This is a genomic window from Kitasatospora humi (genome assembly GCF_020907985.1).
Classification (GTDB): domain Bacteria; phylum Actinomycetota; class Actinomycetes; order Streptomycetales; family Streptomycetaceae; genus Kitasatospora; species Kitasatospora humi.
Genome location: NZ_JAJJPA010000028.1, coordinates 74,899 through 86,402, shown reverse-complemented (window position 1 = coordinate 86,402; position 11,504 = coordinate 74,899). Strand labels below are relative to the sequence as shown.

Genomic DNA, 11,504 nt, shown 5'->3' with positions numbered 1-11,504 from the left:
CACTTTTGGGTCCAGTTCACTGGTCGGCTCTCTTCTCCCTCCCGTGCAAGCGGGAGAACCGTGCGTTCGAGGCTGCGGCACCAGCTGCTCCTGGCACCTGCCATGGCCCGACCGGCTGACTGGGTCGGGGAGTTGGGGGGCCGCCCGGGCCGCTGCTGCGGTGGCTGGTCGCGCTTCGCGTGCGGCTGCGTGCTCGGCGAGCGAGCTCGCGCAGCCGGACGGCGGACCGTGGTGAGCAGCAGCGGTCCTGAGTCTCGGCAGCAACGAAGGCCCGGACGGACAAGCCAGTCAGGGTGGTTGATCTTCGTGCGTGGTTGCCGTTCTTGGCGAGGTCCTGGTGGACGGCATCGCCCGGTGGGGTGACTGTGCTGTGGCTGCTGCCGGGGCCAGCACGACAGGATGCGGGCGTCGGCCATCGAGTCGCAGGGCACCTCCCCAGTTCCCTATGCGCGGTCACCGTGTTGAAGGGCTGGCAGCGTCGTTGGTGCTCGCAGGGCTCACTGTTCACCTGGCCGTGAGTGACCGGGCTGCGACGCGAGCCACCGTGACGGGTAGGCGCGGAAAGGGCCGTCAAGGCCCGGGTCCGGCGGCAGCCGGACTTTCGCGACTGGCGCAGTGACCATGGCTCGCCGCGACCAGCAGGCCGGCCTCGGTGCCAGGCCCGGGCAGCGGCAGCGGCACGGACAGTCGGCCCGCCGGAGGCGAGCCGCGGAAGGTTCCGACGGGAACGTACTGAGAGCGGAGGCAGCATGTCGCCCTGGAGAGGGCCCTCGGTGAAGCCGAGTTGGCCGTCTCCGCCGACTGTGGCCGGGCACCTGATCGGCGGGGAAGTGAACGGTCGCGATCCGGAACCGAATGTGACTTGGATCACGCTGGTACTGCCCAATCCTGGGCAGCACCAGATCGGCGAACGGGCAACGATCGGGGCTCAACCAACTGGGAGAACCGATCATGTCGATGACACTGCGTCAGCTCACCAACTGTCCCAAGGACGCCACCATCAAGGTCGTGCGCACCAGTCAGCGCCGAAGCCGGGAGATCGACTACACCCTCTACACCTGCACCTACCACCGGTGGCTCAGCAAGGCGTGGATGGGCAGGCGCACTGCAGTGGACCCCGGCGAGGTCCGCTGCGGCCTGCTGCTCGACAACCGCTCCTACGAGGAGATTCTGCGATCCCACAACGAGGAGTGGGTCCGCCTCGTGACGCTGCACGACCTGGACGAGGATCACGCGGGTGACGTCGAGGCGTGGCTGCGGGAGGGGATTGCCGAGTTGAAGGGGTTCGGGTTCCCGGAGCAGCGAGGTGTGCGGATCGCTCTCGGCCATGCGCTGCTCGCTCTGACCACGGGTTCGGATGAGGTCTCCGCCCAGGCGGCGGTGCTGACCGCGCTCGCGATCGGTGAGACGGGAGAGGCGGCAGACCGTGGTGCCTGACGGCACGCCAGGGATCCGGCTGACCGCACGTTGGTTGGTGCGGTGCCAGCTACAGCGGCGTGGTGGTCAGGCGGCTTGCTCGAAGTGCGTGCTCCATTCGTGGAGGAAGGCGCGGTCGTCTGTGGTCAGCATTGGCGCGGGGCTGGCGGGGCGCCGGTGCTCACGCACTCGCCGGTGGACTTCCGTGTAGGCGAGGCGGTCGAAGGCGTGCTCGCACCACTGCCGGTAGCTGCGGCCGAAGGTGCCCAGGCGCAGTGCGAGGTCGTCCCAGCCGTCCCGCGGCCGCCAGGCCGGGACCCGGGTGCCGGCCTGGGGCTGTGCGGGGGTGTCCAGGATGCCGGTGGCCAGGCGGTACACCTCGCCGTCCTTCTCGACCAGGTGGTGCTCGCGGAGCCGGGCCAGCTTGGCGTGGATGGTGGCCCGGTGCCGGCTGGTGCTGTTCGCAAGCTCGATCGCTGTCTGCCCGTCGCGGTACGCGAGGGCGGCCAGCACCTCCAGGGCGGTCTTCCCAAGGCCCGCAGTGCGAAAAGCGTCCCGTCCGGCCAATTCGGTCAGGACCTGGAAGTCCAGCTCGGGCGGGTGTCGCCGGTTGACCCCGTCTAGGGACCCGGGGGCCTGGTGCCCTTCCTGGCAGGTGGGGTCAACCGGCGACACCCCGTCAACCGTCCCTGGTGGTCCGGCGCCCAGCACCCACGTCGAGGACTTGCCGGCCATGCCCTGCTCCGCGCGCCAGAGCCACCCCGCGGCCAGCAGGCGCAGGTCCGAGCGCTTCGCGGTGGAGTCCCCGACGCCGATGGCAAGGGCGAGCTGGCGCTGGGAGAGCTCGTGCTCGGGCCCGCCGGCACGCTCGCACAACCTGAGCCGGTACAGGAGGTTGGCGCGGTCGGTCTGCCCGGCCTGCCCGGCCCAGGGGTGCGTCTCGACTCGCACCCGAATACTGACCAGGGCGACCAGCGCGTCCTGCCGGGAGGTGTTCGGCACCGAGGCGGCGACCAGTTGCTCGGCTCGGCGCCATACCCGTCCGAGGTACCGGACGGCGTGGTCATGCCCCTTGGCGCGGGCGAGGTCGCGCAGCAGTGCGCCACCGGGGGCGGGGGAGGAGAGCAGGACATCCTGCAGGGCGAGCCGGTCGGAACCTGCCCGGGCGAAAGCCGTTGCGATCGCACTGGTGACCCGGTGGGTGTCCCTGCCGGCTCCCGAGCCTGTGTCGCAACCGCCCTGCCGGTAGCGGTCGATCCCGCTGCCGTCGATCACGAGTGCCCGCATCCGCGGCGACAGCCCGTCAGGCACCTTCGCGCGCCACCCCGGGCGCTGCTCGGCCGGCGAGCCGGTCACGGCGGGGGAGAGGTGCTTGTTCACCGCTCACCGCCTCGGGTGGCGGGCCCAGTCGGCAGCGACTGCCCGACCAAGTCCTGGGTGCCGTCCGCGACGCGTTGTCGAACGTGCCGCGTGGCGCTGCGGTCCTGTCGAAGGCGCTGGCGGATCTGCGCGGCGAACCGGTGGACCTGTGCCGCAGCGGCCGGGGGTCCGTCCGCGGGCAGCATGTTGCTGTCCATCCGGCGGTGCCGGCACCGCCGGCAGCCGCCGGCGTGGTCAGCGTCGTCCAGGAGCCAGCCGTCCTCACAACGCGGTTCGGGGCAAGGCCCAGGCGCCACCAGGGCGAGCGCGATCTCGTCGGCGCGAGCCAGCAGGTCGGCACCCGTGAGCTGGGCGTAGCGCAGGTAGTAGCGCCGCTCGATTCGCTCGCGCAGCTGGGCCGGCGTCCGGTGCTCCAGTTGCTCCAGGACCGCGGTCTTGACGCTGGTCGGGATCCCGCCAAGTCGAGCGAGGGCTGACAGCAGCGGGGCGGGGTAGGCCTGGGTGACCCACACGCCGGGGTGGATTCGCTGCGGTGCACCGGAGTGAATCGGGGCGCCGGGGGCAGCGACCGAAGGTGCGGAGACGGCCCGCTCGGGTTCGGTGAAGTCCGATCGTGAGCCGGCGGAGTGCGGGTACGGGGGAGTGGGCTGATAGGTCATGCCGTCCTGCCCGCCGCCGCGCAGGTGCCAAGGGCGGCCGTGAAGCGGGAGGCCCGGTTGGCGGCCGGCTGCTGCGTTGCAGACCGAGTACGGTCCCGCAGCTCCTTCACCTGGCGCAGGCGCTCGGTGAACAGGTGCATCGCGGTTCGCCAGCGGGCCTCGTTGGCCGCGTCGGCCACGGCCTGGCGGGCGTCGGCAGCGGAGGCGTACCGGTGCGCCCAGCGCCGCCGGACATCCGCTGCCTGCTCGGCCTCCTGCTCCGCCTTGGGGCTGCCGGCCAGGAGCACCAGAGCGTGGTTGCGGTAGTCCGCGGACCGGTTCTTCGCCGCGAGCATGTCGCTGTTGGCGATGGCATGGGCGTCGGGGGCGAGCTCCCGTGCCGGTCGGGCGGACAGCATCGCGCTGCGCATCCCGTCACGGACCTCCCGGACCAGGGCGGAGACGGCGTCCCGGTCGCACAGGTTCACCGTCGTCAGCATCGCGCTGACGGCCGCCGCGATCGCCGAACGCGCCTCGCGGTGGCACCAGCAGATGCCGCACAGCCCGGCTGACCGCTCGGTCCCGCAGTCCGCGCACGGCACCGCAACGCGTGCCTCCTCAGCAGCCGCAGCCGCGGCTTCCCGAGCCGGCCGGTCAGCCTCCACACGCTGCCGCTGGGCCTCGGCTCGCTCCCGGGCGGCGACCTGACGCTCGGCATGAGCACGAGCGTGATCACGCAGGTGCTCCTCGATGACGGCCTGACGCTCCTCGTAGCCGGCACCAGGCAGAAGGGTGAGAACCTCGCTGACCAGGACCTTTCGGGTAGCCCGGCGGTCCACGAGGCGCATCTCGCAGGTGTCACACAGCGACCCTGTGTCCAGGCGGATGCCGTCGTCGCAGCTGGTCCTGGCGCAGACCTGCCCCTGCGGCAGGCCACGGCTGAGGAACCAGCCCACCGGGTCGGTGACGCGGGAAGGCCCGCCCTGACGGTCCAGCCGGCGGGTGAGCCGCAAGGCCAGTGCAGCCGGGGCGGCGGCCGGGCCTGTCCACACGCTGACCCGCCGCAGCTCCGCCATCACCTGACTGGCGATGAACTCGCGGGTACCCGACCGTTCCAGCCGGCGCCACAGTCCCACAGCGGGCGCGAGCGCCACTCGCAGGCCCTGCGGCAGCCCGAACACCGAGCCGACCGGTGCATCCAGCCACCGCCCGGTCCTCGCCCCCCCAGTGCCGGACGGAGTGACCCTGGAGACCGCCGCGATCTTCGGCTGTTCCCCGCGAAGCGGGCTCCGGCCCCCGGCCGCGACCACGGACTGCGCCCTGCCAGACGCACCCTCGCGCGCGCCCGCGTCGCGCGTCACCAACGTGACCGCTACGCGGGACAAGCAACCATCTACGGTCAATTGCCTATTCACACCAGCTTGTTGAAGGTGGCCTGTTAGTGGAGCCGAACCGAGGGGGGCCTCAGGAAGGCGATCGAGGGGGGTCGCGGGAGCCGAATCGAGGGGGGTCTCCCACTCAGCGTCCTCGCCGAACAAGGCCATCTGCCCAGTGCAGAACCACCCCTCGGTCACCTCGTCGAGGGCCGGAACCGCCTCCGGTCGGGCAGACTGCTGGGGCTGCGGGAACAGGCCAAGTTGCACCGCGACGCCGGCGAGCGGCACCGGGTGGACGACGTACTTCGGCGCCCCACCACTGCTACCGTCCCGGGTGACCCAGCCCTCGGTGACCAGGTCCCGCGCGGTGGTGCGCGCACCTTCCGGAGTCATCCCGCAGGCCTGCGCCAGCTGCGCCGCGGAGGCAGACTGGCCGAGGTCGGAGCGCACGCTGATGGCGCAGTAGACCTTGAACCGGTACCCGGACAGGCGGTTGCGGGCAGCCGCCGAGATGGTGACCGCGAGCTCGTCCTCGGAGACCGGCTTGACCCGTCGCGACAGCGTGCCGGTGGGGGAGTGGTGCTCGGCAAGAACCAGCTCGCCCTCGACCAACCGCAGCGCCGCCGCGACGGTCTTCTCGTGCAGCCCCAGGCCGACCGCCAGAGTGCGGTTGGACGCCCAGCATGAACCGCTCCGCCGGCCGTAGTCCGCTACCGCGGTCACCGTGCGGATCGTGTCCCCGGTGTACTTCCTCAGCCACCGGGCGGGGAACCGCGTGCGGAACTCCAGCTGGGCGTGACCGGGAACATCCGGCACCGGGCTGGCGCTCGTCGCCGGAACCCTGCTGCTGGCGGCCGTCGGAGAGGGGAGAAGTGCTGCTGTCGTCACCGGGCACCCCCGGGCACGACGACGCTCCCGGCCCCCCAGCCATGAGCCAGGGCGGGAAACGACAACACGGCCGCACGGCGACGCCGCACGACCGAAAACGAGTGGTTTCGCCAATGCACGGGCATGCCGAACTGGCGAAGGACAGCGCGGTGCTGCATGATGTCCTCGTCCTCGGGACCCAACTGGGGGCACAACGAAACCCCTCGTGGGTGGAGACAGTGAAATGGGATCGGCCGAACCTCCCTGTGGCAGGGGAGACGGCCAGCACAACCCGACAGGCCTGGGCAGGCGGTCGGTCATGCGGTGACGTGAGGGACGCAGGTTCGGTGGGTGGTACCGCCGATCCAACGGTCCCGGGCGGTGCGGAGGCCTTGTGGCAAGGCCGGGAGAGCACCGCCCTCAGAGGCCTAGGTCATCCCCATCACCACCGCGATATTCCGACGGAATACCCGAGAGCTCGGGACCGACTGCTGATCCAGCAGACGGCCGTCAGCTCCCGAGAGCACCACCCTTCTGCAGACGGGATGCCGGCATGGTGCCGCGTTCAGCTGCAGGTGAGGCAGCGCAGAACCCCCTACGGAGCGCGCCAGTGGGCGCTCAACGCGGGAAGACGGAGAGTCGAAACGTGCGGCAGCGCCGCCGATCGGCACGGCGATACGCCGAAACGCCCAGCCGCTGTTGCGTGCAGGGCCCTGATTACGGGTACGCTGGTCCACAGCGAACCGTCTCCATTCTGCTAAAGAGCGGTTTGCAACCGAGCACCGAGGCCCCCCTCTGACAAAGGGCCTGTGGTCTCGATCGGGGCCGGCGTCCTGGGTACCAACGGTGATTTCCAGCACCGCGGACAGCCGGCCCCGCTTCTGTTGTTTTGGGGGTCCTGAGCAGCCATCAGGTGTTTCCAGGCACCTTCAAGCCAACTACAGGGCGCTCTTGATCCTAGACCCTCCGCGACCCGCCGACGACATCCTTTGGGGAGTGTCGGACTGTCTACAGATCATGTGACTTCCAGTCACCGGACCGTTCCTTTCGCTCCTGTTGTACGGATTCGTGCTGGGCATCAGTGGGGCTCTCGCAGTCTGCGCAGTTGAGCGACGAACTCCGCAGCCTCCGGCGCGTGCGGAAAGCGTGCCTGCAGCACGTGCCCTAGGTCGCCAGCGACCATGGCAAGGGAGGGAAGCGATCGCCGATCACCTTGGAGGGCTAGCTCCCCAAAGGCCAGGGCTGAATCGAGGTCGCCGTCACGCGCCGCCACCACACCCAGGGTGACCCGGGCCTCGGCGATCCGCATCGGTGCCCGCTCCGTACCGTCGAAGTCGGTGCCCGCACGGATCACTTGGTGAGCCAGGCTCTCAGCTTGCCGATCCTCTGCAGCCTTCCGGTAGGCGTCCATCCGGTAGAAGTCATACTTCTCGGGATCAACCACGAAGTGGTGTTCAACGCTCTCTGGGTACGGGAGGCTCTCCAGCAGCTCCCGACCCCTTTCGAGCGCGACCTCGGTCTGTGTGCGGTCACCGAGTCGTGCCCACGCTTTCGCCTTCTGCGCATACAGCTGCGCGGCCACGGACTCGGTTGGTGCGACAGCGATGCCCGCCTCGGCAGCGGCGATCACACCGCGGTAGTCGTTCCTGGTGAGGGCGAACCACGCCCGCATCTCATGAGCCCAACCCTGAATACCCGGTTCGCCGGCCTCCTCCCCGAGAATTAGTGCCGCCTGGCGGGTGGCTTCAGCGTCCCGGGTGAGCCCCGAGTCGTACTCCACACACCCAACCAGCAGAGAGAGTTGGCCGGCCAAGGCAATGAGCTCGCGATGCTGCGCGAGCGTGACGCGTTGATGCTTGTGCCCGACGACGCGGGCGAGCCATGCCCTGCCCTCAGTCAGCAGTTGGTCGGCCGGCATGTAGGCGTACTCGCAGCAGAGGCGATCGACGGTGATGCGCAAGCCGTCCAGCGTGGCACTGTCAACGTCGCTCGCCCGCAACCGGGCGACGATGTCCACGGTGTCCATGCCGCTCACCCGCAGGATTTCGGCGCGCCCATCCCGCCGCCCCGGCTCCGGGAAGAAGGCCCCGGTTGTGGTGCCGAAGGTCTGAGCGATCTCAGACCGGTACTTGGTGGGTTTCGTCTCGCCAGCTTCCCAGCGCTTCCACTGACGGAGCAGATCCTGCTCCAGGATCTCCTGATCACCGGGAAGGCGAACCATCAGTGCGCGTACCGCGTCGAGCTGGGACCAACCCCGGACAGTCCGCTCTTCTACCATCCGGCGAGCCCAGTTCGGGCGTTCGTCAGGCATGCAGATCCCTCCCAAGCAGTAGCTCTGTCATGGCGAGTCTGGCAGTGGGGCGCGCGCCGCGAAGGTGACAACCAGGGGGGACATCGAACTTGTCACCCCGTCATGTCACTTTCTGCGCGCCTCAATTCGGTGCACGGTAACCGAGATTTGATGTTGGTCTGCTGCTGAAGAGGAGCTGAGGGTGTTAGCCGCCGAGGCCTGTGCCGGTGACCGGAAGATCGCGGTAGTCGAGTTCGGTGCGAAGCGCCGGTGCGACGATCTGGAGCAGGGCCACCGGCGACCCGCCCTCGTTGGTCAGGGTCCGCTCGACCTGAACGACGCTCTCGCCAGACGGCAAGCCGAGGGTCTCAGCCTCCGCATCGCTTGCAGCGCGGAAGCTGATGACGTCCCTCGCGGAAACCGCCAGTCCCGCAGCCTCAAGCGCGGTCGTGGCGCTGATTGGGGCCTGCCCGGTGCCAGCGATTCCGGCAGCTTGGGCGACGGACGCCGGATACCAGGCCTCCTGCAGCAGAAAGACTCCTTCGCTCGCCGTGCCGGCTGCGCCCTCGACGCCGTGATGAGTCTGGTTGAACACAACCAGGTTGTTCTCATCCAAGCCCAGCTTCAGCGCAATGCTGGCCATGGGTTCACCCGAAGCATGATGCACAAGTACCAGGCGCCGTTCCACTTCTACCGCGGTGGATCCAGTAGTTCTTGCTGCACCACCCGATGCCAGGCTCACCCCGTCATGGGTCAGCCGGATCTTCGACGCTCGCTGAGCCAGAACTACGTAGCCCTTCCCGGGGACCCCTCTCACGAGGCCGCGGCGGGTCAACTCGCGGTAGGCGGAAGCCACCGTGGTGCGCGAGCCGCGTCCATCCGCGACCAGCTGCTCCACGCTCGGCAGCATGTCGCCTGGCCTGCGCTGGGCGCAGTCCCGGGCCAGCTCGTCTGCGAGCTGCACCCACTTGTGCGCCACTGCTGGGCTCCCTTCCCTGCACTACTGGTCATCGCTCAAGCAGTAGTGAACCATACGGGATGCCAAACCGGTATAGCGAGACGTAGAGAGAGCAATACCGATTTAGCCTTGACTATATCGCTGACGATGTGTCATGGTTGGTGCGTCGCCAGCCGATCGGAGTCGCACCCCGAGAAGGCACTACGACGTCAACTGCCCAAGCTGGAACCGGAATTCGCACGCCGGAAACAGCACTGCGGGCCCAGGGATCGCACTCCCTGAGCCCGCAGCTCGGCAGCCACATCAACCTCAATTCGCCTGAGGGAGTGATCGGCCGTGAGCCGTATCTTGCCGTACTCCGGAACGCCGGAGAACAACGCCCCCGCCCTGGTGGGGCCCGTTGCGCCGCTGGCGCCGACCGCGCTGGTCGTGCGCCGAGAGGAGAACGCCCGTCGGGTCGCCAAGGCGATCGACGCGCCGCTGACCCCCGAGGAGAAGGCGGACGAGGACGTCGCCTACCTGATCGAGGCCATCGGCAGCCTGGCCGTCACCGGATTCAGTGCCCGGATCGAGATCGGGCAGGTGCCGGCGGCCCACTTCGACGCCGTGGTCCGAGAGATCAACGCCCCCGGGGTCCGCCGGGAGGGCGGGCAGACCATCGCGTCCGGCATGGTCGGCGACGCGTCGATCACCGTTGTCGGCGAGGTCGTTTCGGGCCGGCGGGTGGCGGCATGAGCCAGGTGCAGACCCCGCCGGCCCAGGCCACGAACCAGCAGGGGCAGCAGGTCCAGCCCCAGGCCGAGTTGGCCAAGCCCTACGCCGTGGACAACCTCTACGCCCAGGTCACGGACTTCGCCGCGCGGTTCGCGGCGGCGGTCGGCACCCTGCAGGCCGCGGAGTCATGATGGCCGACGTTCGAGTGCTCGCCGTGGGCCGCATGAAGAGCCGCCAGGTCGAAGAGCAGACCGCCAGCCCCGAGCTGTTCGGACTGTTCGGAGAGCCCGCCCCACGGAGCAGCCGGGACCGGGCCGCCCGCCGGCGCGGAGCCTCCGTCCCCGCAGTCAAGCCCGCGCACCGCTGACCCAGCCAGTGCCACTTCCCGCCGTCTTTCCCTCGGAACCGCTATGGCATGTCCATGGCGGCGCCGGGGATGGTGCGGCGGGCCCACAGCGGGCCCAGCACCTACAGCACCACCGCAGCGCCCGGAGGGCCGGTCTGACAGCCGCCCGAAGGAAGCGCCCGTTCCTTCGACAACTCAACAGCGCGACAACAGAGTTCGACCCCGCTACGGCGAGCGTGACGCCGCAGCGGGGCGCAACACCACACCTTGTGACGCAAGAACCTTCGGCGCGGGGCCCGCCTCCCCGTAATCCAGGCGCAGGCCGTCCACCCCCTTGGCACCGGGGCACGGCCGTCACGCACTGCACCACCGAAGACCCCGGTCGCCGCTGGCCCAACCGGCCGGCGGCGACCACCTACCTAGCAGCCCCGAAGCTGCCCGTGCCGTCCACGCCATCACCGGCGCGGACGGCACGGGGAGCCCCGGGACCGAACAGGTCCGCTCCACCACTCGCAGCTGTTCGAGCTGCAGCACCGACTCAACGCCGAGGAGGCACTCATGGACTGGCGCCACCGTGCGGTCTGCCGCGAGGAGGACCCGGAGCTGTTCTTCCCGATCGGGAACACCGGGCCCGCCTTGCTTCAGATCGAGGAGGCCAAGGCCGTCTGCCGCCGCTGCCCCGTCATGGAGCAGTGCCTGCAGTGGGCCCTGGAGACCGGTCAGGACGCCGGCGTCTGGGGCGGCATGAGCGAGGACGAGCGCCGCTCGATGAAGCGCCGTGCCGCCCGCAACCGCGCCCGCACCGCCTGACCGACCGCCCGCTCACGACCACCGAGGAGACCACCGACCATGCCGACGTCCGACCCCGACGCCCCGATCGAGCCGCTCAGCAGCCTGGTCAGCTGGCTCGAAGTCCCGGCGAACAGGAAGAAGTGGCGCGACTGCCGGATCAACCGCGAGGCCGCACTCATCAAGGTCGAGCGCGACCTGGCGAACAGCGAGGACACCGCGACCCCGCACGAGGTGGCGGTGCAGCGCGAACGCGTCGAGCACGCCAGGGCCCGAGCGAAGCTGGCCATGCTCGCCGAGGACTTCGCCGAGCAGACCCGCCTGTGGAGCGTCCTGACGATCCTGGACTTCACCGAGGACGACGCCGACCAGGCGGAGCTTCGCCGCATGGCCTTGGAGCTGGACGCCGGTGTCCGCGACCTGATGGTCACCCTGACCCAGACCGACTTCATCTACCCGGTCGAGGCCGCCCGCACCGCCGACCAGCTCCTGGGCGACCTGACGCACGGCTACATCATCTGGTCGGCGATCGGCTCGAAGAACGACCTGGAGAAGCGGGTCAACGCCCTGGACACGGCCCTCGGAGTGATGGACCGGGCACCGCGACCCTGACCACCACGTCCGACGGCGGGTGGTCGAGCACAACACGAAAGGTCCGGCGCCCCGGGGAAGTTCGGTCCCCGGGCCGCCGGACCTCTACATCTCGCAGGCCCGTACCAGCGGGCCTCGA

11 protein-coding genes are annotated in these 11,504 nt (G+C 69.6%); 6 read left to right on the top strand and 5 right to left on the bottom strand.

Translation table 11 applies throughout. From position 1 onward, the window contains the following. Positions 1-951: 951 nt before the first annotated feature. The gene (locus LN042_RS24205; protein WP_230053438.1) at positions 952-1,437 is read left to right on the top strand and encodes a hypothetical protein; all 486 of its coding nucleotides are present in this window, start codon (positions 952-954) and stop codon (positions 1,435-1,437) included. A 66-nt stretch (positions 1,438-1,503) separates the two neighbouring features. Here the strand turns inward: LN042_RS24205 and LN042_RS24200 are convergent, their stop codons facing one another. The 5 genes from LN042_RS24200 to LN042_RS24180 all read right to left on the bottom strand — a co-directional run bounded on the left by LN042_RS24200 (position 1,504) and on the right by LN042_RS24180 (position 8,931). Beyond that, complete coding sequence (locus LN042_RS24200) at positions 1,504-2,796, bottom strand: MarR family winged helix-turn-helix transcriptional regulator (RefSeq protein WP_230053437.1); 1,293 nt, start codon at positions 2,794-2,796, stop codon at positions 1,504-1,506. Continuing rightward, positions 2,793-3,308 carry a hypothetical protein gene (locus tag LN042_RS24195; RefSeq protein ID WP_230053436.1) on the bottom strand — a complete coding sequence of 172 codons (516 nt, stop codon included), beginning with the start codon at positions 3,306-3,308 and terminating at the stop codon, positions 2,793-2,795. The genes LN042_RS24200 and LN042_RS24195 overlap by 4 nt, the downstream gene beginning before the upstream one ends. A gap of 143 nt (positions 3,309-3,451) precedes the next feature. Then, a complete protein-coding gene (locus tag LN042_RS24190; protein ID WP_230053435.1) occupies positions 3,452-5,533 on the bottom strand; it encodes a hypothetical protein in 2,082 nt (693 codons plus the stop codon). A gap of 1,222 nt (positions 5,534-6,755) precedes the next feature. Then, the gene (locus tag LN042_RS24185; protein WP_230053434.1) at positions 6,756-7,988 is read right to left on the bottom strand and encodes an NsdA family TPR-like regulatory protein; all 1,233 of its coding nucleotides are present in this window, start codon (positions 7,986-7,988) and stop codon (positions 6,756-6,758) included. Positions 7,989-8,172: 184 nt separating this feature from the next. Beyond that, positions 8,173-8,931, bottom strand: a complete 759-nt coding sequence (locus tag LN042_RS24180) for a GntR family transcriptional regulator (RefSeq protein ID WP_308191858.1) — start codon at positions 8,929-8,931, stop codon at positions 8,173-8,175. Between the two features lie 330 nt (positions 8,932-9,261). Between LN042_RS24180 and LN042_RS24175 the strand changes: the two genes are divergently transcribed. The 5 genes from LN042_RS24175 (at position 9,262) to LN042_RS24155 (ending at position 11,386) form a co-directional block, all read left to right on the top strand. Continuing rightward, positions 9,262-9,660 (top strand): hypothetical protein, encoded by a 399-nt coding sequence (locus tag LN042_RS24175; protein ID WP_230053432.1) that lies wholly within the window; start codon positions 9,262-9,264, stop codon positions 9,658-9,660. Continuing rightward, on the top strand, positions 9,657-9,830 hold the full coding sequence (locus LN042_RS24170) for a hypothetical protein (RefSeq protein WP_230053431.1): 174 nt from the start codon (positions 9,657-9,659) through the stop codon (positions 9,828-9,830). Before LN042_RS24175 ends, LN042_RS24170 begins: the two co-directional genes overlap by 4 nt. Then, positions 9,830-10,006, top strand: coding sequence for a hypothetical protein (locus LN042_RS24165; RefSeq protein WP_230053430.1), 177 nt, complete (start codon positions 9,830-9,832; stop codon positions 10,004-10,006). Before LN042_RS24170 ends, LN042_RS24165 begins: the two co-directional genes overlap by 1 nt. A 537-nt stretch (positions 10,007-10,543) precedes the next feature. Further along, on the top strand, positions 10,544-10,795 hold the full coding sequence (locus LN042_RS24160; protein ID WP_230053429.1) for a WhiB family transcriptional regulator: 252 nt from the start codon (positions 10,544-10,546) through the stop codon (positions 10,793-10,795). 39 nt (positions 10,796-10,834) lie between these two features. Continuing rightward, entirely contained in the window at positions 10,835-11,386 is a 552-nt protein-coding gene (locus tag LN042_RS24155) for a hypothetical protein (RefSeq protein WP_230053428.1), read from the top strand. Positions 11,387-11,504: the final 118 nt, after the last annotated feature.

Coding starts and splice junctions, on each gene's coding strand:
- LN042_RS24205 (WP_230053438.1), top strand. CDS start 952: ATGTCGATGACACTGCGTCAGCTCACCAACTGTCCCAAGGACGCCACC.
- LN042_RS24185 (WP_230053434.1), bottom strand. CDS start 7,988: ATGCCTGACGAACGCCCGAACTGGGCTCGCCGGATGGTAGAAGAGCGG.
- LN042_RS24170 (WP_230053431.1), top strand. CDS start 9,657: ATGAGCCAGGTGCAGACCCCGCCGGCCCAGGCCACGAACCAGCAGGGG.
- LN042_RS24165 (WP_230053430.1), top strand. CDS start 9,830: ATGGCCGACGTTCGAGTGCTCGCCGTGGGCCGCATGAAGAGCCGCCAG.
- LN042_RS24160 (WP_230053429.1), top strand. CDS start 10,544: ATGGACTGGCGCCACCGTGCGGTCTGCCGCGAGGAGGACCCGGAGCTG.
- LN042_RS24155 (WP_230053428.1), top strand. CDS start 10,835: ATGCCGACGTCCGACCCCGACGCCCCGATCGAGCCGCTCAGCAGCCTG.